General features: G+C 57.0%; 23 protein-coding genes and 3 pseudogenes. 8 read left to right on the top strand and 18 right to left on the bottom strand.

Going from position 1 to position 26,128, the window contains the following annotated elements; translation table 11 throughout:
* Window positions 1-154 precede the first annotated feature (154 nt).
* The 4 genes from traC to OU993_RS19075 all read left to right on the top strand — a co-directional run bounded on the left by traC (window position 155) and on the right by OU993_RS19075 (window position 3,089).
* Window positions 155-454, top strand: coding sequence for a conjugal transfer protein TraC (gene traC / locus OU993_RS19060; protein WP_112828836.1), 300 nt, complete (start codon window positions 155-157; stop codon window positions 452-454).
* 4 nt (window positions 455-458) lie between these two features.
* Window positions 459-674, top strand: a complete 216-nt coding sequence (gene traD / locus OU993_RS19065; protein WP_112828835.1) for a type IV conjugative transfer system coupling protein TraD — start codon at window positions 459-461, stop codon at window positions 672-674.
* Entirely contained in the window at window positions 661-2,616 is a 1,956-nt protein-coding gene (gene traG, locus OU993_RS19070) for a Ti-type conjugative transfer system protein TraG (RefSeq protein WP_268160180.1), read from the top strand. Before traD ends, traG begins: the two co-directional genes overlap by 14 nt.
* A 212-nt stretch (window positions 2,617-2,828) precedes the next feature.
* Window positions 2,829-3,089: a WGR domain-containing protein gene (locus tag OU993_RS19075; protein WP_268160182.1), complete on the top strand. Its 261-nt coding sequence runs from the start codon at window positions 2,829-2,831 to the stop codon at window positions 3,087-3,089.
* An 86-nt stretch (window positions 3,090-3,175) separates the two neighbouring features.
* Here OU993_RS19075 and OU993_RS19080 read toward each other — a convergent pair whose 3' ends face one another.
* From OU993_RS19080 to istA, 12 genes are all read right to left on the bottom strand, one after another.
* On the bottom strand, window positions 3,176-3,592 hold the full coding sequence (locus OU993_RS19080; protein ID WP_268160184.1) for a hypothetical protein: 417 nt from the start codon (window positions 3,590-3,592) through the stop codon (window positions 3,176-3,178).
* The gene (locus tag OU993_RS19085; protein ID WP_149747991.1) at window positions 3,589-3,855 is read right to left on the bottom strand and encodes a type II toxin-antitoxin system prevent-host-death family antitoxin; all 267 of its coding nucleotides are present in this window, start codon (window positions 3,853-3,855) and stop codon (window positions 3,589-3,591) included. Before OU993_RS19085 ends, OU993_RS19080 begins: the two co-directional genes overlap by 4 nt.
* A gap of 142 nt (window positions 3,856-3,997) precedes the next feature.
* Window positions 3,998-4,150: a hypothetical protein gene (locus tag OU993_RS19090; protein WP_268160400.1), complete on the bottom strand. Its 153-nt coding sequence runs from the start codon at window positions 4,148-4,150 to the stop codon at window positions 3,998-4,000.
* Window positions 4,151-4,471: 321 nt separating this feature from the next.
* Window positions 4,472-4,780 (bottom strand): DUF736 domain-containing protein, encoded by a 309-nt coding sequence (locus OU993_RS19095; protein ID WP_056320183.1) that lies wholly within the window; start codon window positions 4,778-4,780, stop codon window positions 4,472-4,474.
* 465 nt (window positions 4,781-5,245) lie between these two features.
* The gene (locus OU993_RS19100; RefSeq protein ID WP_442793010.1) at window positions 5,246-6,412 is read right to left on the bottom strand and encodes an IS701 family transposase; all 1,167 of its coding nucleotides are present in this window, start codon (window positions 6,410-6,412) and stop codon (window positions 5,246-5,248) included.
* Window positions 6,413-6,499: 87 nt separating this feature from the next.
* Window positions 6,500-6,817: a hypothetical protein gene (locus tag OU993_RS19105; RefSeq protein WP_268160190.1), complete on the bottom strand. Its 318-nt coding sequence runs from the start codon at window positions 6,815-6,817 to the stop codon at window positions 6,500-6,502.
* Window positions 6,818-6,893: 76 nt separating this feature from the next.
* Window positions 6,894-7,469: an RES family NAD+ phosphorylase gene (locus OU993_RS19110; protein ID WP_176952428.1), complete on the bottom strand. Its 576-nt coding sequence runs from the start codon at window positions 7,467-7,469 to the stop codon at window positions 6,894-6,896.
* 3 nt (window positions 7,470-7,472) lie between these two features.
* On the bottom strand, window positions 7,473-7,811 hold the full coding sequence (locus tag OU993_RS19115; RefSeq protein WP_060585355.1) for an antitoxin Xre/MbcA/ParS toxin-binding domain-containing protein: 339 nt from the start codon (window positions 7,809-7,811) through the stop codon (window positions 7,473-7,475).
* A gap of 5 nt (window positions 7,812-7,816) precedes the next feature.
* Window positions 7,817-9,292, bottom strand: a complete 1,476-nt coding sequence (locus OU993_RS19120) for a hypothetical protein (protein ID WP_268160194.1) — start codon at window positions 9,290-9,292, stop codon at window positions 7,817-7,819.
* Between the two features lie 150 nt (window positions 9,293-9,442).
* Window positions 9,443-9,640 (bottom strand): hypothetical protein, encoded by a 198-nt coding sequence (locus tag OU993_RS19125; RefSeq protein ID WP_268155107.1) that lies wholly within the window; start codon window positions 9,638-9,640, stop codon window positions 9,443-9,445.
* On the bottom strand, window positions 9,637-10,410 hold the full coding sequence (gene istB / locus OU993_RS19130) for an IS21-like element helper ATPase IstB (RefSeq protein ID WP_268154921.1): 774 nt from the start codon (window positions 10,408-10,410) through the stop codon (window positions 9,637-9,639). The genes OU993_RS19125 and istB overlap by 4 nt, the downstream gene beginning before the upstream one ends.
* Entirely contained in the window at window positions 10,403-11,902 is a 1,500-nt protein-coding gene (gene istA, locus OU993_RS19135) for an IS21 family transposase (RefSeq protein WP_268154920.1), read from the bottom strand. Before istA ends, istB begins: the two co-directional genes overlap by 8 nt.
* Before the next feature lie 846 nt (window positions 11,903-12,748).
* Here istA and OU993_RS19140 point away from each other — a divergent pair.
* Window positions 12,749-13,809, top strand: a protein-coding gene (locus OU993_RS19140) for an IS630 family transposase (protein WP_268160196.1) whose coding sequence is annotated in 2 segments (ribosomal slippage) — window positions 12,749-13,241 and window positions 13,241-13,809 — 1,062 coding nt in all. Because the reading frame shifts where the segments join, the coding sequence is not laid out codon by codon here.
* Window positions 13,810-14,084: 275 nt separating this feature from the next.
* Here OU993_RS19140 and OU993_RS19145 read toward each other — a convergent pair.
* Window positions 14,085-14,810 (bottom strand): annotated as a pseudogene (locus OU993_RS19145) (IS5 family transposase); the annotation flags it as partial.
* A 251-nt stretch (window positions 14,811-15,061) separates the two neighbouring features.
* Between OU993_RS19145 and OU993_RS19150 the strand changes: the two are divergent.
* The 3 genes and pseudogenes from OU993_RS19150 to OU993_RS19160 all read left to right on the top strand — a co-directional run.
* Window positions 15,062-15,208: pseudogene (locus OU993_RS19150) on the top strand (IS3 family transposase); the annotation flags it as partial.
* Window positions 15,209-15,873: 665 nt separating this feature from the next.
* A complete protein-coding gene (ltrA, locus tag OU993_RS19155; protein WP_442793011.1) occupies window positions 15,874-17,388 on the top strand; it encodes a group II intron reverse transcriptase/maturase in 1,515 nt (504 codons plus the stop codon).
* 67 nt (window positions 17,389-17,455) lie between these two features.
* Window positions 17,456-17,917 (top strand): annotated as a pseudogene (locus OU993_RS19160) (IS3 family transposase); the annotation flags it as partial.
* A gap of 47 nt (window positions 17,918-17,964) precedes the next feature.
* Here the strand turns inward: OU993_RS19160 and OU993_RS19165 are convergent.
* From OU993_RS19165 to OU993_RS19185, 5 genes are all read right to left on the bottom strand, one after another.
* On the bottom strand, window positions 17,965-19,149 hold the full coding sequence (locus OU993_RS19165; RefSeq protein ID WP_268160200.1) for a GGDEF domain-containing protein: 1,185 nt from the start codon (window positions 19,147-19,149) through the stop codon (window positions 17,965-17,967).
* Window positions 19,150-19,199: 50 nt separating this feature from the next.
* Window positions 19,200-21,131 carry a methyl-accepting chemotaxis protein gene (locus OU993_RS19170; RefSeq protein WP_268160202.1) on the bottom strand — a complete coding sequence of 644 codons (1,932 nt, stop codon included), beginning with the start codon at window positions 21,129-21,131 and terminating at the stop codon, window positions 19,200-19,202.
* Window positions 21,132-21,266: 135 nt separating this feature from the next.
* Window positions 21,267-23,189 carry a putative bifunctional diguanylate cyclase/phosphodiesterase gene (locus tag OU993_RS19175; protein WP_268160204.1) on the bottom strand — a complete coding sequence of 641 codons (1,923 nt, stop codon included), beginning with the start codon at window positions 23,187-23,189 and terminating at the stop codon, window positions 21,267-21,269.
* A 335-nt stretch (window positions 23,190-23,524) separates the two neighbouring features.
* Complete coding sequence (locus tag OU993_RS19180) at window positions 23,525-23,767, bottom strand: hypothetical protein (RefSeq protein ID WP_268160206.1); 243 nt, start codon at window positions 23,765-23,767, stop codon at window positions 23,525-23,527.
* Between the two features lie 103 nt (window positions 23,768-23,870).
* A complete protein-coding gene (locus OU993_RS19185) occupies window positions 23,871-25,811 on the bottom strand; it encodes a methyl-accepting chemotaxis protein (RefSeq protein ID WP_268160207.1) in 1,941 nt (646 codons plus the stop codon).
* Window positions 25,812-26,128: the final 317 nt, after the last annotated feature.

The following is a 26,128-nucleotide window of genomic DNA, read 5'->3' on the forward strand; positions in this document are numbered from 1 at the left end:
ATTGCGCCCTTCGGATCCGTCCTTACGAACGGATGGGATCATTCACAAAAGCATCGCCATTGGCGATTGTAGGATTCACAGTAGTGCGTTCCGCACTCCGCGCTGAAATCTTCTGCCTGACGGCAACGACGTTCAGCGAAAGGATGCGAGCGGAATGAAAAAGCCTTCTTCGAAAATCCGCGAAGAAATCGCCAAGCTCCAGGATCAGCTCAAGGCAGCAGAAACCAGGGAGGCCGAACGGATCGGCCGCATCGCATTGCGCGCTGGTCTTGGCGAATTCGAGATTGACGAGAGCGAACTTCAGACGGCCTTCGAGGAAGTGGCGAAACGGTTTCGCAGCGGTCCGACAGCACAAAGCGCCGGACCGAACGGGAAAGGGAGAGGAAGCACGGGCGCCGGGCAGGCTTCGGCGAACCCGGCTGGCGAGGCTCCGGGCAGCCCTGGCGAGGCTTGAGCGCATGGCGAGGACCACGACATCGGACGCCCGCAAGAAGGACACGCGCGAGAAGATCGAGCTCGGGGGCCTGATCGTGAAAGCAGGCCTTCGGTTTGAGAAGCGAGCAATGCTGCTGGGTGCGTTGCTCGAACTTGCCGGCCGGCTCAAAGCGGATCCGGGCGAACGCGCGCGACTGACTTCTATCGGCGCAGAGGCCTTTGGCAATGACAGCGAATAGAGTTCTTCTCGCCACCGTACCAGCCGTGCTGATCATCGCAGTCGCCATCGGTCTGACAGGTCTTGAACAATTTCTTGCTCCGTTTGGCAAAATTGAGGCCCAGCGATTGATGTTCGCCAGGATCGGCATCGCGGCACCCTATGTCGCCGCCGCTGCGGTCGGCATCATCTTTCTCTTCGCGGCGGCAGGATCGGCAAGCATCCGGCTTGTTGGCTGGAGCGCGGCCGCTGGTAGTGGCGGTACCATTCTGATTGCGGCGGCGCGCGAGATATCGCGCCTCGCTGTATTTGCTGACAAGGTTCCCGAGGGAAAATCCATCCTTACCTATCTCGATCCAGCAACGATGATCGGAGCGGCTGGTGTGCTGATAACGGGATGCTTCGCACTTCGTGTTGCGCTGATCGGAAACGCGGCTTTCGTCCGGCCCGAACCCAAGCGGATCATCGGCAAACGCGCGCTGCACGGAGAGGCCGCGTGGATGAAACTGACCGAGGCCGAGCGGCTGTTCGGTGAAGCTGGCGGCATCGTGATTGGCGAGCGATACCGTGTCGATCGTGATGGCAGAACCATTCGTGGGTTTCGCGCCGATGACATGGAAACCTGGGGTGAAGGAGGGAAAGCGCCGTTGCTTTGCTTCGATGGCTCATTCGGTTCATCCCATGGGATTGTCTTTGCCGGTTCCGGCGGTTTCAAAACGACGTCGGTGACAATCCCGACCGCGCTCAAATGGGGTGGTTCGTTGATCGTGCTCGATCCTTCGAACGAGGTCGCGCCGATGGTGTCGCAGCATCGCGAGCGTGCGGGGAGAAGGATCCGGATCCTTGATCCCCGCAATCCAGCGATCGGCTTCAACGCACTGGCCTGGATCGGAAAGTTCGGTGGCACGAAAGAAGAGGACATAGCCGCTGTTGCGTCCTGGATCATGAGCGAGAGTGGCCGCGCGGGCGGCGTTCGCGACGACTTCTTTCGAGCGTCCGGTCTTCAGCTCCTGACGGCGATGATCGCCGACGTCTGCCTTTCCGGCCATACACCAAATGAGCAGCAGACGCTTCGTCAGGTGCGGGCCAACCTGTCGGAGCCGGAACCGCAGTTGCGCAAGCGGCTGCAGGACATCTACGACAATTCAGCATCCGCTTTCGTAAAGGAGAACGTTGCCGCGTTCGTTAACATGACACCGGAAACGTTCAGCGGTGTCTATGCCAATGCGATAAAGGAGACGCATTGGCTATCCTACCAGAACTACGCAGCTCTGGTGTCCGGCTCTGCATTTTCCACCGACGATATCGCGTCGGGAAAGACCGACGTGTTCATCAATATCGACCTGAAGACGCTTGAGACACATGCGGGGCTGGCGCGAGTCATCATCGGCTCGTTCCTCAACGCGATTTACAATCGGGATGGACACATCGAAGGCCGTGCCCTTTTCCTTCTCGATGAGGTGGCGCGGCTAGGCTACATGCGCATCCTGGAGACCGCTCGTGACGCAGGGCGCAAATATGGCATCACGCTCACGATGATCTATCAGTCCATCGGCCAACTTCGCGAGACATACGGTGGTCGGGACGCATCGAGCAAATGGTTTGAGAGCGCGAGCTGGATTTCGTTTGCTGCCATCAATGATCCGGAGACGGCGGAATACATATCGCGCCGCTGCGGCATGACGACGGTTGAGATCGATCAGGTCAGCCGCAGCTTCCAGTCGCGCGGGTCGTCGCGGACCCGGTCAAAGCAGCTTGCCGCTCGACCGCTGATCCAGCCGCATGAGGTGCTGCGAATGCGAGCCGATGAGCAGATCGTCTTTACCGCAGGCAACCCGCCGCTTAGATGCGGTCGCGCCATCTGGTTCCGGCGGGACGATATGAAAAACTGCGTCGGGCAAAACCGGTTTCACCAACCGGCTGCTCGATCGGGTCATCTCTTGAGTAAGGATCAGCCGGAGTAGCCAATGTGCGATCCGATCCATGACGAGAGGATCGCCACTGGAATCGGCGCAGTCCGCTTGTAGGCTTGGTACGCGCTGGGAATAGAGCGGTGCGCCGAAGGTGGACCGCTCGACCTGATCGATACCGATTCTTCACCGAACTGAATCGATCCGGCACAATCGATTCATAAATCTCGTTGGACGCAGGGCGCGCTTCACGCGATTCTTAGCGCATGATCGCCCAACCCTATCACCTCTATGTCGAACGCAAGGATGCCAGTAAGAACCTGGCCCGCTTCTACGCGTTGTCGATCGAGCCGAACCTGTTCGGAGAGGCATGCCTGACGCGGCGATGGGGACGGATTGGGACGAACGGTCAGGTGAAAACTCATCAGTTCGAAAAGGAACAGGACGCGGTTGATCTCTTCCTTGATCTTCTGAGGCAAAAACGCCGCCGGGGATATCGGGCAATTGGCTCTGTCGCTTCGAAGTAAACACCCGACGATACCGCCGCTGGCAAAAGAGAATGTGAGGGCGGACCTTGGTCTTCTCGAACGGAGACCCTGCTGTCCACACTCCGCTATCTCGATCGGCTAACTTCCGCAAAGGACTTTCGACGGGCAATAAATTCGCGCAGAAGCGGCAAAAAGAATGCCCTGCTGAAGTGACCAAGCGGAGGCTCAGGCTCCAAATAGAATGACCGGCCTATGATATCACTGTTGAACTCATCCAGGACGAGCCACAGCGGAAGATCTGCATCAAGACCCGCGCGTCGCTTTTCGATGGTCGGAATCTCGACGGCAAAACGATTTCGGTCGGGCATCTTTGTCGTTATCGGAAAAAACAAAACAAAATCGCCACCCGACCTCGCGATCCGCACGCCGACAGCCACAGGACGGTTCTTGCGCCCTTCCGTTTCTCCCTCGTTTGCCTCATGGCTCCACAGATATGGATATCGAACGACCGCAGCCGTCTGGACCTTGTCATATACGCTCATCGACTCGTCTCATCAGACTGGGCGTAGACATCGACGGCCTCTTCAAATTCAGCAAACAGCTCGTCGGACATTGTCTCCAGTCTGCCTACAGAGCGACGATCCGACTGGCGCATAAGACGTTCGTAATCGTCTATGTTCAGCAACACCAATCGCGGCTTGTTGCGTTGGGTGATCGTGACAGGGTGTCGAAGTGCCTCGGCGATGATATCTCCGGATTTCCGAGAAAGGTCGCTTGTCGTGTAGGAGCCGTTCCTGCTTGTCATGTGGCCAGCCTCAATACGATTAGGGTGAAAGGGTCTCAGTGCTGTTTATACAGCATATACAGCATTGGTGTAAATAATGTATTCGTGGTCGCACGGTGGAGGGGTTGGTAGAGATCACCGCCGTCAGAAAGGCGGCTCTGCCTCAGCCAGGTCCTCCATCTCGGCAGCAGCGACGATCAGCCTCCGCCTGGACGATTTCGAGTTCAGCCTGTATCTGGCGACGCTCGGCGCCATCAACAGCGTTGCGCAGCTCGACCCGCAGTTCTTCGATCTGGATTTCGAGTTCGTAGGTCATCTTCGTCTCCTTGACGTTTGTGAAAGATGACAGGCGGGTCCGAGAGGGGATGGCGGGGTCAAGGATCGCATGCGCGACCGGCAGAGCCGGTGAGTGGGGGAGCCGATTTGCGGAAGCTGCCCTTGAGGGCAGGTGGAGCAAATTGGGGGGACCGCTCATCCTTGAGGCCGGCGTCGCCGCTTGGCACAATCATGCATTCTGAGCAGCTTCCCCGCTCACCGTATGCCACCAAAAAAGCCGGGCCTGGCTCGATGCAGGGTCCGGCTTTGATCTCTTGGCAGGAAGGTGGGCTCCGCCGGTGGCGGAGCCTTGTGATCCCGATCAGTCGCGGTTCGGGCGGGACCAGATGAGCTGGAGGCCTTCCTCGCCTTCGACCTCGGCGAGCGTTGCGTAGATCGGGGCAGGGAAGCTCGGATCGTCGAGCTTGACCGAGAGGTAGTCGCGACCCTGCTCGGAGGTTTTCTGCCAAGCCGCGCCGAGTTCAACGCTTCCGGCATAGACGCGGAACTGCGGGCCCTTGTCGGAGGGATTTTCAACCCGCGCGATGCGGGCTTTGACGTTCAAGGCGAGAGTGCGAATAGAGCCGGTGAAGCCGTTCTTTTCGGAAGTGAAGGTGCCGATAGTCGCCATTGTCGTATTCCTTTTCTCGTGTTCGGGCCGCGCCCATCGCGGCCTCGATGGCAGTCGCAAAGACCGGGGACGATCAGACCGCACCCAATAGGGCCGCAATGCAATGGAGGGCGACAAGTCGCAGATTTGTTAGTGGGAGAGGAGGAGCCCGTGAGGGATCCGGGGTAAGAAATCTCAGACTTGTCGTTGCGGGAAGACGATCGAGGCGCAGCCGGTCTCCGGTCAGACATGCCCCATCGAGCCCGCAGATGGGTTGCCGGAAACTCTGTCGTGAAGGGATATGGCAATGGCGCTCACCGCATTTGCCCGTGGGAAGAATGGCAACCTGGATCATGCTCCGCTTGTCCCGTCGTCGGAGCCTGCTTCGATTGGGGAGTGGGTCACGTGCAACCGTGGTCCGGCTTGCCTGCCATGCCCGGTGAGATATCGTTGCGCTCGCGAATCACAGCCTGGAGGATCAATGCGTCAGCAGACCAAGCCGTTCATCATCGAACGCAAACCGTCCCGCAAACCAAAACCCGACGCTCTGAAACCGTCGATCTGGGGAAAGCTGGACACTGACATCGCACACCCATGCCAGGAGCGCGCCTCGCAATGGTCGAGACCTAGATCATCCTTGGCGCGCAGGAAGCATTCTTCGATTGTCCAGCGCAATCCGGCAGCGGCCGCAAGTTCAGCCAATGTCGTCTCAGCAGGAGCGTTTGCGAAGTAGTAGGCGATAGCGTCTGGATTACGCAGACTACGCCGCGCAAGAAGCCAGCGCTGAAAGCCATCTTCATTGGGTCGGGCAATTGGCAGACGTGTCCATTCATAAAGGCGCGGCCCCTTGGTTCCTTCTCCCGCAGACAGTGCCTGCCATGCCTGTGCATCCAACTCATCGATCATCGTTTCCGTATCCGTGAGGATGAGCTGTTCTTCGCGAAAGATCCGCAGTGTATGGTTCGAGCGAACCGCGAGGACATAAGGCTGTTTGCGCCTTTCCAGTGCACTCCTGAATTTGCTGTCCGAGCCATAAAGAGCATCCGCCAGCACGAAGGCGCATGGGACGCCCTCGTCAAGAATCCGTTCAATCATCATGCGCGCGATCGTAGGCTTGGTCGCAAAGGCAAGATCCTCCGGAACGCTCGCTTTTTGCAGACGCTCCGGATCTTCGGCCCATTCCTTGGGAAGGTAGAGTTGCCTATCGATGAGAGCATGACCAAAACGACTGGCATAGCCGGCAAATACGCCTACCTGACAGTTCTCAATCCGACCTGCTGTCCCGGAATATTGTCGTGCGACACCGACAGATTGATCGCCTTTCTTCAAGAACCCCGTTTCATCAACGACAAGAACTCCGTCAGGGTCCCCCAGCGCCTCGATCACATAATGGCGAACACGTTCACAGAGCTCATCCGCAGACCACAAGGACCTTCCCAATAATGACTGGATACGATAGGGGCGATCCAGGCCGGCTTCTTCCGCCAGCATCCAGCCCGTCTTACGTTCAGCGCGGGATAAAAGCCCATCGATGAAAATTCCAGCGGTCTGCCTCTGCTCAATGCGCTTGAATGCGGGGGCAATGAACCTCTTTATTTCCGTCAGTGTACGCCGCCAATCAACAAGCCCGCCCGCCCAGGATGAAACAGACATTGCGTATCTCCCTATTCGCCAACCAGCGGAAGGGAATCATGATTTACCCCAAAACACAACTGTAGTACTAATTTTGCACCGCCGCTCTCAATTGAACTCTCGAACATTCATCGGTTGCCTCAGCCACGGTGGTGAAACCGACTTGGGCGTGTTCGACATCAGGGTGATCAGCGTTTCGATGTCCCAAGGGAAAACGGCGAACGGCGAATCCATACTCGACGTGTGCGCCTGCGGTGGAAAGTTGAGGTGCTTTGCGGCCGCTTCCGACCTTTCGTTTTGCAGCGCGTGGACGGCCCACAACATCGTCAGCGTGTCCGCGTCATCTGTATCAAATAGCATCCTGAGTAGGTTCGGGAGCGCAGTTTCCGGATCGATACGTTCTCCCTGATGTTCTCCCCGTGTCATACCTTGGCCTGTTGAATTTGTGACTCTACCAGTCGGTAAAACGGGCGACTTTCGTGATGCTTGGCTGGGCGCTCCCCTAACGCGCGTTGGCTTTGATCCAAACGGGCCAGTCTATAAGACCGTGGTCGGCAGTGATTTCCATAGAGTCAGGCGGCACGCGATCGCAGAACAGAATTACGTTCATGCACTTCCATCGTGCGCTCGGGACGACGAGGCCGTCGAACTCAAGAAAATGCGCGGCTTCGGCGATATCTTGCGACCGTGGGTATTCGTCACTTGCTCGGTCGTAGGACAATTGCCCGTAACGGGAGGTATCGAGGCCAAGAGCTCGCAACGCATCAAGATCCACAAGCTGAAGCGCGCGATCAACCGTCACGTCCAGCTCATGCACCCCGTATTCCACTTTCGACGGAAAGACGGGCTGCCCGCGGCCGAGATGGAAGTACATCTCCGCTATCGCTCCATCGCGCTGCTGCGAGGTATAGAGCACATCGAAGGTCCCGTCGTCCCAACGGCCGCCAGCACGCGCGCAATCGACCGGTGATCGTCCCTTACGGACCACCCGCCATACAGTGCCTTCAAACCGAACAGGTGTAAGGGCTTCGATCGCGTCGATGAGTGCATTGTCCCGGCTTCTACGCGTGTGAACCATGCTTTACAGGAAAACCTCGTTATCGAGTCGGTCAATTACCTTCAGCACTTCGATAGCACGGTCCTGATGGATAAGGTCAATCGCCCGCTCGCCGTTTAGTTGCGGATGGCGGGCATAAAGCCAGGTCCGGATCTCATCCGATGAATAATAGTCCGTCAGACGGGTCACTACATAGTGCAAATCAGAGAGGATCAGCTCATTGCGTGGCTGAGGTTTGATATCGCCCGCGCGCCAACGTGAGACGGTTGCTTTCGACACGTCCATGATATTGGCGATGTCGGTGCCCTTCAGGCCACCGGCTTCGCCGATCTCGTTTAGAAATCTGGGTACTGCTCCCTGCATGACAATTATCGCATCTGCTGGATGTTATCGGAATGACCTGAAATACGTGGGCCGGACGCCGTTTTGGCACGCGGAGCACCTTTTCCGCGAGTTTCATGCATCAGTGTCAGAGTGTCGCCAAGCTTCACGACGCGGCCGTGGTGATCCGTCAGGCGTTTCGTCAAGCTCGCAGCTCCCTTCTCGTCGATACCGAACCGGGCCGCGTCCTTGGCGTTCGGCCGGAGGTCCTTGATGGTCCTGGCAATGCGTTCGGTCTCACGCAGCGGCTTTTCCAGGAAGAACTGCTCCCTATTATGATCCGGCACGGGAGTAAACACTTCCACGGCAGCAAAGGCCTGCCGGGCCGCGTGTTGGCGCGTGTCGGATAACATATTCGTCACACCATGGGAGCAGCATACATCCTGGCACCCAAGCGCTCGTTTACCGCCGCGAGCATTGGACAAGTATTCCAATTCGTTACGTTTCAGGGATTTCGCCAGCCCGGGAATGGGAATGTAGGTCGTCTTACCGAAGCCGCTTTCCTCGTCGCGCGGTTCAGGCTCTTTATGCCAGGATCGCGCGTCGAACTGGTTTCGCTCCATGATGCCGTGTGCAAGTCCGGAAGCGGCGCCGAATGCCAACGCGGCCTGGCCAAGCAAACCGTCAAGGTGGTCGATGATGATCGGGCATCCGAGATTATGAATGCCTTGCAGCGACAAAAGGAATTGCCGCGTGGTCTGCGGCTTGGCTTCATGGCCGAGGCCGGAAAGACGCAGCCACAGATTATCGAAGGGCAGGTCGTTCAGTGCGCCTACCACCTCGCTGCGCTGTGACCCGTCGTTGATCGCGACATGCGAATGGATGACCGGGTAATCGATAGCAATATGCTTCCCACCTTCACGATCGAGTGCTGCGCGCAAGGCAAGGCAGGAAGCTCGATCGATCGATAGCCAATCCGCGTGGTCCGGGTCGGCGAGGAAATGGGTTGGGGCAAGCACTGTGTCAATATTGTGCGCCACGGCGAAACGGGCAATCTGACCTATGACATCGGTCGATGCGTTTGCTGCAAAATGCTGAGGACCCAGCAACGCGCCCGCAACGGCCCAAGGTGCGTGGCGAACAGCACCTGCGAAGCGCGCTTTCGCGCTCAGTTCGGCGACTTGCGTATCGAGCACGATCTCCACGCCATCGCGACGAAGATCTGCGATGAAGTTTCTTTGGAAAAGAAGGCGTGATGCCTCGATGACGACCCGTCGAATGGGCAGCCTTCCCGCGGCATAGAGTTCGCCAAACTTCTTATGAGCTTCGCCGATGCGGATGAAATGCGCGATCGGACTAGCTGGATTTCGGAATGCAATGACATTGTTTCCGGCCATGGTCATGTTCCAAATCGGTTTCACAAACAAAAAATATGAAACCGGAATGATAAAGTCAATGGGGTCGGTTGGGTACGGCGGCGGACTTTTATGGAAGAGTCTCGTAGGGTCGTTGAAAGCAGTCATACGGCGTCTTTCTGATGCCGACTCTTTGGGCTTCCCAAAGCGCGATGAATCTGAATCTCTGATGCTGTTGGCGGCTGTCCAAAAGCGCGGATAAATGGTGCCGAGGATTGAGAACTTTGAAAGCGGCTGAAGAAGCCGCCTTCAGTGTTGCTAATCTTGATTATCGTCGGAAGCTTGTTGGTTTTGGACCATGTGCTGGATGTCAGGGGCGTAATGGTTCCAGATGGCGTCGCGCAGATCATCGAGGAGTTCGAAGACGGCCCATGCCTGCTCGGGGGTCCATTCGGCACTGATGAGGATTGGCAGGCCACGCTTGAGACCTGAAGAGTGGTGCGTCTTTTCGGTCATGATGCGGGCTCTGTTTCGCCGGATTGGTGACTGGCGCGTTGCTGACGCTGGGCTATGGAGCGCTCGTTGGCTTCCTTGAAGCGATAGGAATCTCCTTCGATCGCGACGACTTCGCAGTGGTGGACGAGACGATCGACCAGGCTGACGACGCACGCGGCGTTCGGAAAGACCTCCGACCATTGCGCAAAGGGTTTATTGGTGGTGACGATGGTCGAGCGTTTCTCGTATCGGCGGCTGATGAGCTCGAAGAGCAGATCGGCATGGCGGTTGGAATAGGATAGGTAGCCGATCTCGTCGATCAGCAGGACGTCATGGGAAGCATAGTACTGAAGCTTGCGGCGCAGCAGGGAATCGCTGTCGATGGCGGCGAGTTCGCCGAGCATTTCGCTGGCGGTGCGGAACAGGACCGAATGGCCCCGGATGAGTGCCTGGTAGGCGATGTTGAGGGCGAGCGTCGATTTGCCGACGCCGTTCGGACCGATGAAGACGATGTTGGTGGCATCCTTCATGAATGCCAGCGTCATCAGTTCCTCGACGGTGGCGCGGTCGATGCGGCGCGGCCACTTCCAGTCATAGTCGGCCATTTGCTTGAAGTGGCCGAGCCTGGCGGTGCGCATGCGTCGCAGCAGCGAGCGGTCGGAGCGCTCGTCTTCTTCCCACCGGATCACGGTCGGCACCCAGTCCTGTGTGGCGATCTCGTCCCAATGGGCCGTCAGGCCATAAAGGCGCAATTGTCTGGCGCGATTGAACAGGGTGTCGATCTTATTCATCGTCGTTTCCTTTCAATGTGAGTTGATCGTAACGGTCGAGCTTGTGGGGAATGACAGTCGTGTCCTTCTTGCGGACATGCTCGGGCAGCCTGGTTTCGACCGGGGGCGGAGCGCCCCGCGCAATCCGGCGGCGTTCGAGCACTGATCGAACCGCCTTGGAATGCGAGGCGCCGGCGCGCAAAGCGTCTTCGACGGCCGCCTGGAGTTCCTGGGCGCCGTAGAGGTCGAGCAACGTCAGCATGGCGTTGGTGATTGCGCCGATATTGGCGCCACGTTCTGCGGCATGCATCATCAGCTTCTGACAAGCCGGCACGGCCCGCGTCAGGCTATTGAGGCCGCGATGCTGGCGTGCCTCGCGCTTGACGGCGACGAGTGCCTTCAGGTGCTGAGGATCCTCGATCTGCTGGCCCCTATCGAAGCTGCGACGGTGGCTGGCGATCATCGTGGCGGCGTCGAATATCCTGACCTGGACGAGATCGGCGCGAACGGTGAGTGTTCGTTGGACATGCGTATGAGGGACCGAGTAATCGTTCAGATCGAAGCGCACGTAGGGTGTCTTGCCAACCTTCACGGCCACCTGCTCCTCGACGGGATAGGGATTGGCCGGCAAGGGCAGAAGCATGGGCTGTTCTTTTGAGAACGCCTCACGCACCGTCATTGCCCGGTCCTCCGGGCATGGCCTGTCGGCAGCCTGGGTCCGGCACCAGTGTTCGGCCTGGGCATTGAGATCGTCGAGGTCCTTGAAGGTGCGGGCGATGAAGAAGGCTTCCCGGATGTGGCGAATGGCGCGCTCGACACGGCCTTTCTCGTTGCCCCGTGCTACCGCGACAGGACGGGGTTCGAAGCGATAATGAGCCGCGAAGGCCAACAATGTCGGATGGAAGCGGATGGCATCGCCCTGCCGTTCAAGGACGGCGGACTTCAGATTGTCGTAGAGCAGCACTCTGGGAAGGCTGTTCCAGTCGTTGAATGCGCCGACATGGCCGCGCAGGAAGTTTTCCATGCGGGCATCAAGGAAGAAGCGCAGATAGATGTCGCGCGAGTAGGATAGCACCATGACGAAGGCCATCAGCGGGCGGCGGGCCCTGCCGATCTCGATGTGGCCAAAATGACCCCAGTCGACCTGGCCCTGCTCACCCGGCAGGGTGCGTAGTCGTAGATAAGCTTCCGCCGCCTTCCGTGGTCGGTGCAGCGCCACCATGTGCCGGAAGTGGTCGGGCGATCCCTTATAGCCGCGCTCCTGCACCATCCCGTAAAGGCGGCTGGACGTCAGGTCAGGATATTTGGTCAGCGTCTGCTGGATAAACGGCAGGTACAGGTCGATCTCGGCGGGGCGGATCACCGGCCTGTGTCGAGGCAAGCCCGCGTCCTTCAGGACCCTGAAGACGGTGGTGTGATGGCAATGCAATTGCTTGGCGATCGTGCCGCAGCGCCACTTCTCAACGTGGTACAGGCGCAGGATCATCGCTTCCTTCTCGGCAGATATGGTCATCGGTTCGATCTCCATGGTCGAATGGACGCACGTGTGTCCCCCGGCGACGCACGAAGCCGCGGCGAAAGAACAGCGGCACAGAGCTGCCGCAGCGCCGGCACCACGGCTCGATCGATGACACCACGCCAGCGGTGCCATCGCCCGGTGCAACGATGCCGCCGTTTGTGGACGCCTTCAGTCGTGAACCCTCTGGAACGACGGGTGGAGAGTGATGCGTCACGTTTTTGCGAGCCTGCCGATATCGGCGGGAGCGATCGGCATGGGCAAAGCGCCCCGGCCGGGTGCTCTGGTAGCGCCGTCCGGCTGCCCGCAGGCTGTCACGGCGCGCCGCATGGGCGCAGGCAGAACCGCAATAGCGCTGACCCCGATCGCAATGGCGGCAAAGCAGAACCTGCGCGCGACACCGCCCGCAGAGGAAGAAACGAGCAGTTTGCATCGCGGCGGCGCACCTTTCGAAGCGCCGTCGGGATTGATCGGAGAAGCTCGACGGAATGCGCCAATACCATTATAATGACGCTCACCGTGAACCAGTCGGCAGTCCTGCGTGATGACAGCCACGTCATCTCACAGATGCCTGAGGGATTGGACATCGAATTGGCCTGGTAGCTTTGGTCGATGTCTGTTTGCGGCGCTCCGCCAGTCTATCATTGACGGACGCAGCGCGGGATGTGCCTCAGTCGCCCTCCGGGCTCCTGACGCCACATCCCGCGCTCATCTCCCCCATCAAAACCTTTGCAATAATCTCAGGGCCCTGTCCGCCGCGTCCAGATTCGCCGTAATCCCGTCTCGGCACCAAATATGCGCGGTTCTCAACAGCCACCGACAGATGCAAACCGGAGGTTTCGGATGCGAACAGGAATTTCATTGCGGACAGATTTTGATGCTGAAGGTCTTCGACGTCTGGCGCGTCAGAGCAAGCATGGGGGTCAGGCGCGCCGTCTTTTGGCACTCGCCGCGATCTATGACGGAGGCTCGCGCTCGGATGCTGCACGGCTGGGCAATGTCACGCTGCAGATCGTGCGGGACTGGGTCCTGCGTTTCAACGAACGTGGTCCTGATGGGCTGATCGACGGCAAGGCTCCAGGCCCCAAGTCACTGCTGAACGATCAGCAGCGCGCGGCCCTTGCAAAAGCCATCGAAGTGGGACCGACGCCTTATCTTGACGGTGTCGTCCGATGGCGTCTGTGCGATCTGGCTCAGTGGCTCTGGGAAGAGTTTCGTGTCTCGGTGAGCGAACAGACACTGAGCCGGGAGGTGCGCGCCATGGGTTACCGCAAGCTCGCTGCCCGCCCGAAACATCATGCGCAGGACCCTCAAGCCATTGAGGATTTTAAAAAAGCTTCCCCGCCGCAGTGGCAGAGATCGCAGGCGGGGCCGCTCAAGGGAAACGAATAGAAATCTGGTACCAGGATGAGGCCCGGATTGGTCAGAAGAACAAGATCACCCGCCGCTGGGCAAAGCGGGGATCAAGGCCATCCGCACCACACGACCAGCGAACCCGCTCGGCCTACATCTTCGGTGCCATCTGCCCCAAGCTGGGCAAAGCGGCGGCGTTGGTCATGCCATGGTGCGACACCTACGCGATGACGCAGCATCTGGCTGAAATCTCCCGACACGTGGCCGATGATGCGCATGCCATTCTCATCATGGATCAGGCGGGCTGGCACATGTCGAACCACCTTGTCGTGCCCACCAACATCTCGATCTTGCCACTGCCGCCGAAGTCGCCGGAGCTCAACCCGGTTGAGAACCTCTGGCTATTCATGCGCGAGAACTGGCTCTCCAACCGCGTCTTCAAATCCTACGACGATATTGTCGCTCACTGCTGCGATGCTTGGCGAAAGCTCGAAAGCCAGCCTTGGCGCATCATGTCCATAGGGCGTAGAGAATGGGCAAATGGGTTCTAGTCAGTGAGGATGCGTATCAGATCGCGAATAGGCGCATTCTGTAGAGGCACCTAGCCTGCTCCACGACGTACGCATTTCTCCGGCAAATCAGGTCGTGGGGCGAGCGACCGATTGCGCAGAGGGGTGTGGTGTGAGTGCCTAATCGCGCGGGAAGGAGTCTTCCAAGCCCGCTGCGTAGCATCGAGGCAGTGTTTTCAGTTCCGGTTCAGACGAATGCGTTCTAGATTACTCTCAAACGAGCTGGGCATACGGGGAGACGGGTTTTGGGGGACATCAAAGCGGGCCGCAAGATCGAGGTTTCCTGCGATCTTGCGGCAGATATCGCGGTAGACGCGGCCGAGATAGGTGCGCAGCTTCTTCAATTCCCGGCGCATGCGGCGAAACTGCCTGGCATGGGCATAACGACCGGCTCTGAGGGCGGCGGCTTTTGCAAGCCGGGTGTGGCTCTGGCGAAGGTCGATGCCGAAACGCTTGGCCAGGCGCACGAGTGACATGAGCGCCTTCAGGCAAAGCCGCCCGTCGGTCGGATAGGCAATCGCTTTGGACTGCACTGTCGTGTCCACCGTGATGCGCTCCAACGAAGAGGCTTTGACCGTTCCGGTATCAAGGGCCGCATCGACGCTGGCTTTGAGCATCGCACTCAACCCATCCGGACCGATGCGCTTGCGCCAGCGCGTCATGGTGCTGGGATCGATTGGAAACTCAGTCTGGAAGAACTCGAAGCCGCAAAAATACTGCCAATAGGGATTTTCAACCCAGCGCTCGACCGTCTCCTCGTCAGACAGGTCGTGGACATGCTTCAAATAATGCAGGCCAACCATCAGCCGTGTCGGCTTGGCCGGCCGGCCAACGGGACGGTAGAAGCCGCCGAAAGCCGCATCGAAGCGCGACCAGTCCATCACTTTCGTGAGCTTTACCAAAGGGTGGCTCATGTTGATCATCGCATCCAGGCGCTCGCGAAAAAGATCATTCCTGTCGGAAGAAGGGCGTGTCGGGCGCATCGAAAAAACCCCAGAAAATCGAGCCTCGGAACCTGATTTCCTGTAGATTCCTATACTTCAATCTCCTTGGGAATCCCTGAAAACAAAAAGGTTTTTGGGTTTTTCAGGGCGAACTAAGAAGTCTACGGTTGTAGAATCTGACCTGGGAAAGATATTATCCTTGCATATGGGAAGCTATAATATTGGATAAACAATGAAGCGACGTGTTGCCATCAGCATATTGGGAACGACCCTCGATGCGGGGAAATTGGATGCGCTTGAATGCGCTCAGGGCGAGGCCGAGACGGCGTGGCTTGCCGAAAGATGCCGGTGACCGTGCCGTCATCATGCCGAACGTGCTGGACCGTCAGTTCATGGCAGAGCGACCGAACCAGAAATGGGTGGCCGACTTCACCTATAGTGCGCCTCGCCCCAATCGGGGAGGCATATGACTGGAATGCAAAGAGAAGGGAGGATGTGAAGACTTGCCTGCTCCCTGCTGCGAGGGGGGCATGAGCCCAAGCGGCGGTGACTTGCCGTCAACTGGCAGGGTGACGTAGCCCGCAGGTAAAGGGGATTGAGGCGAAGCCGTTACGCCGAGATGGTTCCCTAGGCTGAAGTATTGGAAGGTTGAGGAACACGAACCGGTTAACCCGCATCTGAGGGCTGAAATGTCGCCTTCGCCTACACGGCTTAACAGGCGGAATGCTGATGAAGCTGCCGGACACGTAAGTCGGCGGCATCCGAATACGGGCGTATATGTAGGTCGCCCGCATGGGGTCATGGGGAGAATGCAGCCAGACCATGGCATCGGCATCGACTTGCGGAACGCAAGGGAAAAGACTGCGACCGGCAACCTCACCAATACGCTGACGTCCAGCATATGAACGAGGGAAGGCATGATGGAATGATAACGAAGTATTGCGTCGCAAGGGAGTTGACCCTGATGTCCATCATGTTGGCGGAGTTCTCGTAGTAGTTCGGGATGGGGAAAGCCCATCACATGGCGAAGGGGAACAGTTCAAACTGCTTGAAGTGCAAACTATCTGACCAAGCGAGGTGAAGACCTTTGATAATCAGTGAAATGCAGCACAAGCTCGCAACATGGGCCGAGAGCGATCCAAACCGACGGTTTGATCGGCTTCTTCGGCTGATTGCCAATAGGGAATGGCTTGCCGAGGCTGCTCGGATGGTTCTGGCGTCAAGCGGCGCACGAACGCCGGGCATCGACGGAATGGATAAGCAAAGGCTTCAGGTCAAACTGGATCAGCATCTGGACGACCTGCGGACAAGCCTGCTGGAGGAGACCTATCGCCCCCAGCCGGTCAAGCGCATCTATATCCCGAAATCAAACGGCAAGCTACGACCACTGGGTATTCCGACCCTGACGGATCGCATTGTCCAACGCGCCATGCTGATGGCCATGGAGCCAATCTGGGAGAGCGATTTCCATCGTTTATCCTATGGCTTCCGGCCGGAACGGAGCGTGCATCATGCCGTCCGCACCGTGAGGATACAGCTTCAGGATGGTGCCGACACGACGAGGGGCCGCTGGATCATCGAAGGTGATTTGGCCAGCTACTTCGACACGGTCCATCACCGGCTGCTTCTGAAATGCGTGCGGCGACGTGTGCAGGACGGACGGTTCGTCGATCTACTCTATCGGTTCTTGAAAGCAGGCCACATCGACCGTGGCCTGTTTACGGCCTCAAGCGAGGGTGTCCCGCAAGGTGGCGTTCTGTCACCGCTCCTGTCCAACATCATGCTCCACGAGTTTGATATCTGGCTGGAGGCGAAATACCTGAACAAGAAGGCCCGCAAGGATCGCTGGGCATGGAACTTCGGCATCCAGCAGGGCCGCCCCATCACGGTTCGCGAGAACCGGCAATGGAAACCGGCTGTTGCCTATTGCCGATACGCTGACGACTTTGTCGTGATCGTAAAAGGAACCAGAGCTCAGGCAGAGGAAATCCGCGAAGAATGCCGGGCGTTTCTGGAAGGTGAGTTGAAGTTGACGCTGAACATGGAAAAGACCCATGTCACACACGTCAATGACGGCTTCGTCTTTCTGGGGCACCGGATCATCCGCAAGCGTGGGGCGCATGGACGGATGTCCATCGTCACGACGATACCCAAGGAAAAGGCCAAGGGGTTTGTCCGCAAGCTCACCGAAACCCTTTCCGGTAATCATAGTGTCAGCACGGTCGACATGATCGCCGACCTGAACCGCCAATTGGCGGGATGGGCGGCGTTCTACAAGTTCACCGACTTCACGGCGTACGTCTTCCGGCGCATCGACCATGTCGTGTTTTGGAAACTGGCGCATTGGCTGGGACACAAGTACCGATCTCGCATCAAACCCTTGATGCGGAAATGGTTCAGGGTCCCGGAATTGGGCAAGGCCAAAACCTGGCTCGTGTTTGGTCGCAATGAACGCGGCGACCCTGTCGGGAAAGCGCTGCAACGGCTTGTCTCAAGCCCCAAGGCGCAATTGCGGTGGCGCAATCCGGAGGGAAACCCATACATCTTCCGGCTTGAAGACCGCAGTACCGTTACGTCGCACTACCATGACGTTGCTATGGCCATGGGCCAAGCTTGAATAGAGAGCCGTATGCGCTGAAAGGTGCACGTACGGTTCGGGGAGGAGAAGCGCATCCGCGCTTCTTACTCCACTATGGACAGCAGAAGGCTGGCTGTATGTAGCTGTCGTCATTGACCTGTTCTCACGCCGTGTTGTCGGCTGGTCGATGAATGCCAACATGACGGCCCAACTCGTCACAGATGCGCTGATCATGGCGATCTGGCGTCGAGGAAAGCCAGATGCGCTACTGCATCATTCCGATCAGGGAAGCCAATATACGAGCGAGCAGTTCCAGCGCCTCATGAGCGACCACGGCATCACCTGCTCCATGAGCCGCTCTGGAAATGTCTGGGACAACGCTGCTATGGAAAGCTTTTTCTCATCACTGAAAACGGAGAGAACAGCACGCAGGGTTTATCGCACGAGGAATGACGCCAGAGCGGATGTATTCGATTACATCGAGCGCTTCTACAATCCGAAGCGTCGCCACTCGACGCTGGGCTATCTCAGCCCCAATGACTTTGAAACAAAGGTGGGATTAGTTTAACTCGGTGTCCGAAAAACCGGCAGCAGGCCAGTGCAACAAATTTGGAATTATCGCGTCACGACGGATAGTTGCCTTGGCGAGCTTTCGATCGTGCGAACGCAATTGCGGCCGGCGTGTTTGGCTGCATAGAGGCCCTTGTCCGCACGGTCGAGCAGGCTGAGTTCGTCATCCGTGGCCGCATTGAAGGTCGCCAGACCGATGCTGATGGTGATTGTGGTTCCCGGTGTGGCAATGTCGGACATGTCGAGGGCGGCGGCCTTCTCCAGAAGTCCGGTAGCGAAGTTCAGGCATTTCTCCCTGTTCAATCCGCGCAGGATGATCGCAAACTCTTCACCACCATAGCGCGCCGGCATAATGGAACCGCCGGCGCTTTCTCCGGCCAGCATTCTCCCGATCCGGCACAGGCACTCGTCACCCGACAAATGCCCGTAATTGTCATTGAAGCTCTTGAAATGGTCGACATCAAGCAGGATGACGCAGAGTGGTTCGTGTGATGATTTAGCCGCGCTGATGGCTGTCTTCAGATCGCTGTCCAGGACTCGACGATTGGCAAGCCCGGTCAGGCCGTCGGTTGCCGCGTGGCGCAACAATTGTGCATTGGCCTCAGTCAGTTCCGCCATAAGCCTGACCATCTGGCGCTCTGCAGAATTGCGTCCCTCTTCAAATGAGATCAGCCTGAGCATGTGGCTCATCTGAAACATGAAAAAGATAACGGCGAGAGGAAATATTGTCCACTGGTCTTCGCTGAGAGCAGCAAGCACCAAGGGTGTTGCTATCACCAAAATAAGGCCCAGGGTTGGGCCCGGTGTCATGTAAATGCGGGAAATGCATGACTGGACAATAGCGAAGCATACCGCCAGAGTGAACAGTTGGCTGTCCGGGCTTGCGCCGACATAGAGCAGTGCCAGTGATCCGCCCCAGGTCAAGCCTGACAAACACAAGATACCAATGTATCCATTCAACCAGGACTCGAAACGGGAGTTGTCACTGCGGCGTTCAAAGCGGTATTGACAAATAATGCAGACAATCAACTGGAAGGCAAGCATTCCCGCTATTAACAAAACCTTGCCAGTTTCACCTTGACTCAAAGGCTGGACTGCCGCCGCCAAAATCCCCATTGCGGCAAAAAAATGCGGGCTGATCATATAATAATCTTGCATCAGCCCCCATGGCGGCTGGTAGCCCGGCTCGTTCGCGCCAACCAATACAGTTGTAAGCCTTTTGAAGAGCATTCCGACAGAACCTTGTGGCAATAGCTTGCTCGCTCCAGCGAGGGGGCGTATTAGAATTCCCGCCATTCATTTGCGGTTGCTGCATTTCCATTAAAGGCTGTGGCCAACCGCCGCGCCAGGGCGCGGGCCGGAGATGCAACCGAAGGAGAGGCGGCAGCGTTGCCGTCAACGGTCGTCGGCATCCGCTGCACATGGTTGCGAATCTTGAATTGCGCCAGCAAGTCGTTTAGTGACATCGCTTCCTTGGCTAGGTTGTGGCTTGCAGCATTGCTTTCTTCCACCATTGCGGCATTGCGCTGTGTTTCCTGGTCCATTTGGTTAACGGCGGCGTTGATCTGCTGGAGCCCAGAGGACTGTTCCTGGGCGGATTCGACAATGGCAACCACATGCCGGTTGACTTCCTGCACATCCGAAACAATCATCTCTAGCGCGTTACCAGTCTCGCCGACCAGCTTCACACCTTCATTCACGTGTTCATTGGACGATGAGATCAGCTGCTTGATTTCCTTTGCAGCATTTGCCGAACGTTGCGCAAGCTCACGCACTTCCTGGGCAACAACTGCAAATCCCTTACCGGCGTCTCCTGCGCGAGCAGCCTCAACGCCAGCATTCAACGCCAGGAGATTGGTCTGAAAAGCAATCTCGTCGATAACCCCAACGATATTGCCGATCTCAGAAGATGATTTCTCAATCCGCCCCATAGCCACCACAGCCCTACGAACGATTTCGCCCGACTGTTCAGCGCCCCGCCGGGTGCGAGTGACCAGTTCTCCGGCTTCCTGCGCACGTTTCGCCGAGTCGCGCGTGGCCGTTGTAATCTCCTCCAGAGCTGCAGCTGTTTCTTCCACCGCAGCGGCTTGTTGTTCCGTTCGCTTGGCAAGGTCATCTGCGGCAGACCGTATTTCATTTGCACCAGAATCGATCCCCTTGGCATTCTGGGCCACCTGAGAGAGTGCGGCTTCCAGCTTTTCTGCCGATTGATTGAAATTGGCGCGCAAGCTGTCCAGCGCCGCAACAAAAGGCTGGTCGATGCGGTAGGAAACGTCACCGACGGACAGTTTGGAAAGACCCGTTGCGAGACATTCGACTGCGCAGGCCACGTCTTCAGCCTCCTTTGCTTTCTGCTGTTCCCGGACAAGCCGATCATTGTCGGTCAGCCGGCGGTTCGCATCAGCGTCTTCCTCAAGCCGCATGCGCGCGATGGCGCTATCACGGAAGACCTGGAGGGTCATTGCCATCTGTCCAACTTCATCCCTCCGGTCAAGTCCAGGAATCTCAGCCGCAGTATCGCCTAAGGCAAGGCCTTCCATACGCTCACGAAGCCGTGCCATCGGCGTGGTAATGCCGACCTGTGCAATATAGATTGACAATCCGAGGCACGCGATTAAGCCAACCAGCAATGCACTTATGCTGAAAGCGATGGCAAAGTTCGTTTCTGCTTCCAAACGGCTGGCGCCCTCTTTTAGCATGTCAACCATGGCGTTGTTGTTTGCACCCATCAACGATGACATTTGCTGGAGGGCTGTATCTGTTTCCCGCTTGATGGCGTCCGATTCTGCCGTGTTCCCCTGGGCGTGCAGCGCGATCATCTTGTCGTAATTTGTCTTTACGGTGTTGATGGTGCCAAGTATTTCATTGACGGCTTCGGCACGGGACGGAACGAGGGTGGCCACGGTCTCGTATCGCTCGATTGCAGCTTTGAAATCCTTCTCGTATTTGCTCAGCATGGGAGTGTAGTCTGGCGATGACGGTTCCATGTGCGTCAATCGGCCTGCCATGGATACAGCAGTCCAGATGCCCGCTGCACCGCGTGGGCCCCAGATGGCCGCCTGACTTTCATTCGTGAGAAAACTGTTATAGCTACCGCTCGTCGCACTAAATTTTAACACGATATAGGAAAGTCCGGATATCGCCCCCGCGCTCAAAATAAGCAGAAGCATCAATATCTTTGAACGTATCTTGACTGCCTTTAGAACTGACATCCGAATCTTCTCCTTTGATTGCGCATCCGCGCGTTGCTTGTATCAACGTGGTTTTGTAATAAACATTAATTATATGTATTTTATCTATTAATTTTTCAATTTCATATAACCAAAATATGAATTAATACTATTGGATTACATTGTACTTATTCTTAGAAATTCCAACGCGTGACTCCTAGAAACTGGCTTCGAAAATCTATAGCCCTGCAGATACCTGCAGCCGAGCTCACCAAGAATGTCACTGGCTTTCTGATCCTCTACGCCCTCGACGACTAGATCTAATTCCAGATGTCGACAGAGTTCGACAACCGATCTGACGATTGCGCTGTTTGTTGCGTTGCTTTGAATGCCGCGCGCAAAGATCTTGTCGAGCTTGATCTTGTCCAATCGCAGGAACTGGAGTTGCCCCAAGCTTGTATATCCAGAACCGAAATCATCCAGCGCAACGCGGATACCAGATGTGTTCAGCGCGGCAATTTGCGAATTGGCCCTCTCGATGTCTGCCAAAACTGCCGTCTCCGTGATTTCGAAGACAAATCGCTGCGGGCTCAGTCCACTGTTCTGGATAGTCTCAACCAGGCTGCGCACCACTTCAGCACTCATGATGTCGTGAGCCGAGAGATTGAGGGATAGACCGATGTGCTCTGGCCATTCGCGCATGGCCGAGACCCCCTGCCGGAGCATGATCACGGTGATCCTCGATATCAATCCGGTTCGTTCCGCAATCGGAATGAAGGTATCCGGATAGACCTCCCCCAAGGTTGGCGAATGCCACCGGGCAAGGATCTCAAAGAATTGCGGCATTCCCGAATTCGTGTCCATGATGGGCTGAAAGAGCGAATGGATTTCACGATCAAGATCTGCCGCTTTCAATGTCGTTTCAATCTCTCGCTCCGACCGCATTGCCTGCCGGTGAGACTGCGAGAAGATCTCAGCCATCCCCCCGCCGTTTTGCTTTGCAACATAGAGCGCATAATCAGCAAATTCATAGAGCTGGAGAGCATCAGATGACATATCTGGGCCAATCGCCATTCCGACAGATGCACTCACTTCAATGGCTCTGTGACCAATTCCAATGGGCTTTTTGAGGGACGCGATGACGCTATTCGCCCAACCCTGGAGATCATGAGTGTTCCCGGTGGTCGACATATAGAATGCGAATTCATCTCCACCGAGGCGATGAAACTGAGGGGTCGCATGAGACTGGGCTGATAGTCTTTCACCCATTTCCTGCAAGACTTGGTCGCCGACGGCATGCCCAAAGGTGTCATTTAAGTTCTTGAAGCTATCCAGGTCCAACACGCCGACCACGAAGCCATCGCCCGCAGCAATGGCCGCTTCGGCAGCCGCCTGGATGTTATTGAAGAAGTGCCGCCTGTTCTTCAGATTGGTGAGTGGGTCGATGGAAGCCAGCCGCGCATTTTCTTGACTGAGGGCCTCGGTCGCGGACTGGAGCTGCACCAATCGGTCAAATCGCTGACTTTGCCGATGCAAGGCGCTCATGCAACCAATCGCAAAGACGATGGCGGTGACGGCAGACAGCCATGCATCATCAGACTGCACGTAGAACGCGACGACGACAGCAGCCGCGACCAGGAGGCTGCAATACACATAAGCTGAACGGCCAAGCATGATCAGCATAACCGGAAAGACGATGCTGAAGATGAGGGCTTGGCGATATATCGCATATCCATGGGCACCGAAGCGTCCATCGATGCTCGACAATACAAGCGTCGCCACTGAGGCACCTGCAAAGCAAAAATAGCAAGAAAATATAGTAAGATTACGCCGTATATACGCAATATTTTTCTCGATGCGCCGGCTTCTATAAAAGAACACCACTATGTGGAGACAAAATAATTCGCAGCTCGCTGCAAAGAGCAAAAGAATTGGGTCTCGATTTCCTTCAAGCATAATCTGGAAACTCGGCAAAAGCCCGACCTGGATGCATAACAACAGCACTGGGATCTGCCGCAAGAGTGAATGGTAGCGAGCCTCCAGAATGGTGGCGTCGGCGGTACCCAGAAGATATTCGGACAGGTTTATTGCCTTGAACATGTCTTGATCTCATAGCAGGCTGGTGAGCACGCCTGTCGGCTCACCATGAGGGGGCTGGACGCCGCTTTAAACGACGACCGTGACTTCTGTTGTTTGCGGTGTCGTCGAACGCTTCCGCGTCGCTATCACCAACCCCATCACTCGCGGTCGAGGCCGGCTGTATCCGGGACTACGTGGTTTGCAGGCGCACGGGCTTATCGGAGATGAGTACTCCAAAAATGCGCAGTCCTGCCCTGATAGGTAGCATGCGGTTCAGACAGAGGCATTCCATTGAATGGCCGCACAATGCAGGGACCACCGCTTCCTGCCATTCTCCTCTCCACCAAAAGGGGATGTCAGAGAGGGGGCGTCCGTTTGGTTGGAGGCCGCGAAGACATTAGGTTTTCCATGTCGAGCCTCGCGACCTCAAGTTCGGCCTTCTTGCCTACCATCTCCTGGCGCAAGACCAGAAGTTGTTGATGCAAGGAATGAAGCTGTTCAGCGAGGAGCCTGATATCGGTCGTCGGATCGCAAAGGAGGTCCAAAGAGGGTTGGCGTTCCTGCAGTACTTTTGGCGGAAATCTGATAATGTTCGTCATTTTTTGTTCCTGATCTTCAAACGTAAGTTATCGGCTACCATGTGGCTGACCGGGTTAAGATAGACCCGGTCAGATCGAGAGCAACGGCTGCTGCGAAGTTGGATCAGAACTCTTCCCAGCTCTGGGCCGTGGTGCCGCCGCCAGCTAGCCCGACGGCCCCGGCCACCTTGGCAAGCATGCGTCGTGCGGGAGAAGCGACAGACCTGTGCTCAGGTCTTGCAAGCATCGGCCGTCCGTGATCCGACGTGCTTTCGGTCCCAACACGGAAGTCGGCGATGATCTCACGCAGGCGCTTAACCTCTCCAGCGAGAGAGGCGCTGGCTGCAGTGGACTCTTCGACCATGGCTGCATTTTGCTGCGTCACCTGGTCCATCTGATTGACTGCTGTGTTGACCTCGGCCAGACCAACAGATTGTTCCCTTGCAGAGGTAGCAATCGCATCCAGCTGGGTGTTGATCGTCACGACCTGGTCCTCGATGACCTTCAGGGCTTCGCCGGTTTCCTGCACCAGCTTGACGCCCGTGCTGACCTCATCGACGGAATTCCGTATCAGGTCCTTGATCTCCTTGGCAGCCTGTGCAGACCGCTGGGCAAGCTCGCGCACCTCCTGAGCAACAACTGCAAACCCCTTGCCAGCTTCACCGGCTCGTGCCGCTTCGACACCTGCATTGAGCGCCAGAAGATTGGTCTGGAAGGCGATCTCGTCGATGACGCCGATGATGCTTGAGATCTGGTTCGACGACTGCTCGATGCGCTGCATCGCAATCACGGCATTGGCGACGACCTCACCGGAGCGCTGCGCCGACTTGTTCGCCTCGATCGCCACATGGCGTGCTTCTTCCGTCCGCATGGAAGAATTTGCGACATTCGTCGTGATCTGGTCGAGAGCCGCAGCCGTTTCCTCAAGCGACGCAGCCTGCTGCTCGGTGCGTTTTGAAAGATCTTCAGCGCTCTGGCTGATTTCACGGGCACCGCCATCGATCGACCCTGTGGCCTGTGCCACAGACCGCAAGCTGCAAGCCAGCTGCTCGACGGCTGCATTGAAGTCCGAACGCAAGGCTTCAAAGTCACTGGCGAAGGGTTCATCCAGCCGGAATGTCAGGTCGCCGCCGGCAAGATACTTCAGTCCTTCGGCCAGACCCGACGTCGCTCGAGCCATATGCTCGCTGCGCTGACGCTCCAGCTCCGCAATCCGCGCCCGTTCTGCCTCGCTGGCCGAACGCGTTGATGCAGCCTCCTGCTCAAGCTCACGCCCGCGCAGGCCATTGTCCTTGAATACCTGGACTGCCTTTGCCATGGCCCCCAATTCGTCACGGCGATCCGTCCCGCCGACAGCGATGGTCAGGTCGCCATTGGCCAGCACATTCATCGTGGCCGACATGTGCTGGATAGGGCGCACCAGCCAGGAACGGATCGCGATGAATCCGCCGACAAGAACAGCAATCAAGCCGATGATGACGGCGACCAGTATGGTTGTGACGGTGCTGCTGGCCTTCACGGAAAGGTCACGGGCTTCAATCTCCATTGCATCAACGACTTCTCGCGTTGCAGCTTCGAACCTCGGTGCGATTGCACTGAATGCAGGCTGACACTCCGTCAGAAACATCTTCTGCGAAGCGGCAACATCCTGCTCGGAAGTGGCGTTTCGTGCCGCCTTAAACGTAGGGGCACATACGCCATCGATCACCTGAAGGCCTTCAGCCTTGAGCTGAGCTATATCAGCTCGCGCTGGAAGAGCGCTGGCGACACGATCCATGTACTGCACGAAGCTGGCTTCAGCCTCTTTGAATTCCTGTTCTGCTCGTTCGTTCCCCTCGGCCGACCGCGACATCAGGAGATCACCAATGGACGCCCGAACCGTCTGAAGACTGCGGTTGGCGCGCGACAGATACACGGCCGCCGCCGATTCCTCTTCAATCAGTGCACCGTAGCTCTCATCCGCGCTCGACATTTGCTGTCCTGAGTAAAGAGCCATGCCAAGCGAAAACAGGCCAAAGCAGGCCATGATGATCAGGAATTTTCCAATGATAGATATGTGTTTCACATGCCACTCCTGCATGAACCGGGCGTTCAAAAAAGGAGCCAACGGCAGATCATTTACCGGGCGGTCCGACTGTATTGCTGTTGCGGCGCCAACTGGTGGGGGCTCCCGCTCATTTCAGCCACCCAAGATTTAGGGTGATGTAATTTAGAATTGATCTACAGAAACAGAAAAATACCCTGCAAAATACAAGGCTGAAGAACAGATTTCGTTCTTGCGCGACGGACTTTTGCCTTGACCCTTGTCAATCTCTCGGCTGGGAGAACCAAAAGAAATCAATAAACTCTCTGATCCGCGGCCTGCTGCCGGTTTCTTGGGCA

Origin of the sequence: Rhizobium sp. SL86, assembly GCF_026672545.1 — a bacterium.
Taxonomy (GTDB): domain Bacteria; phylum Pseudomonadota; class Alphaproteobacteria; order Rhizobiales; family Rhizobiaceae; genus Neorhizobium.

Coding starts and splice junctions, on each gene's coding strand:
- OU993_RS19170 (WP_268160202.1), bottom strand. CDS start 21,131: ATGTCAGTTCTAAAGGCAGTCAAGATACGTTCAAAGATATTGATGCTT.
- OU993_RS19125 (WP_268155107.1), bottom strand. CDS start 9,640: ATGACCGAAAAGACGCACCACTCTTCAGGTCTCAAGCGTGGCCTGCCA.
- OU993_RS19105 (WP_268160190.1), bottom strand. CDS start 6,817: ATGACACGGGGAGAACATCAGGGAGAACGTATCGATCCGGAAACTGCG.
- OU993_RS19080 (WP_268160184.1), bottom strand. CDS start 3,592: ATGAGCGTATATGACAAGGTCCAGACGGCTGCGGTCGTTCGATATCCA.
- OU993_RS19115 (WP_060585355.1), bottom strand. CDS start 7,811: ATGCAGGGAGCAGTACCCAGATTTCTAAACGAGATCGGCGAAGCCGGT.
- istA (WP_268154920.1), bottom strand. CDS start 11,902: ATGACCATATCTGCCGAGAAGGAAGCGATGATCCTGCGCCTGTACCAC.
- ltrA (WP_442793011.1), top strand. CDS start 15,874: ATGCAGCACAAGCTCGCAACATGGGCCGAGAGCGATCCAAACCGACGG.
- OU993_RS19075 (WP_268160182.1), top strand. CDS start 2,829: ATGATCGCCCAACCCTATCACCTCTATGTCGAACGCAAGGATGCCAGT.
- OU993_RS19175 (WP_268160204.1), bottom strand. CDS start 23,189: ATGTTCAAGGCAATAAACCTGTCCGAATATCTTCTGGGTACCGCCGAC.
- OU993_RS19095 (WP_056320183.1), bottom strand. CDS start 4,780: ATGGCGACTATCGGCACCTTCACTTCCGAAAAGAACGGCTTCACCGGC.
- istB (WP_268154921.1), bottom strand. CDS start 10,410: ATGAATAAGATCGACACCCTGTTCAATCGCGCCAGACAATTGCGCCTT.
- OU993_RS19165 (WP_268160200.1), bottom strand. CDS start 19,149: ATGCTCTTCAAAAGGCTTACAACTGTATTGGTTGGCGCGAACGAGCCG.
- OU993_RS19120 (WP_268160194.1), bottom strand. CDS start 9,292: ATGACTGCTTTCAACGACCCTACGAGACTCTTCCATAAAAGTCCGCCG.
- traC (WP_112828836.1), top strand. CDS start 155: ATGAAAAAGCCTTCTTCGAAAATCCGCGAAGAAATCGCCAAGCTCCAG.
- OU993_RS19100 (WP_442793010.1), bottom strand. CDS start 6,412: ATGTCTGTTTCATCCTGGGCGGGCGGGCTTGTTGATTGGCGGCGTACA.
- OU993_RS19180 (WP_268160206.1), bottom strand. CDS start 23,767: ATGACGAACATTATCAGATTTCCGCCAAAAGTACTGCAGGAACGCCAA.
- OU993_RS19090 (WP_268160400.1), bottom strand. CDS start 4,150: ATGACCTACGAACTCGAAATCCAGATCGAAGAACTGCGGGTCGAGCTG.
- OU993_RS19110 (WP_176952428.1), bottom strand. CDS start 7,469: ATGGTTCACACGCGTAGAAGCCGGGACAATGCACTCATCGACGCGATC.
- traG (WP_268160180.1), top strand. CDS start 661: ATGACAGCGAATAGAGTTCTTCTCGCCACCGTACCAGCCGTGCTGATC.
- OU993_RS19085 (WP_149747991.1), bottom strand. CDS start 3,855: ATGACAAGCAGGAACGGCTCCTACACGACAAGCGACCTTTCTCGGAAA.
- traD (WP_112828835.1), top strand. CDS start 459: ATGGCGAGGACCACGACATCGGACGCCCGCAAGAAGGACACGCGCGAG.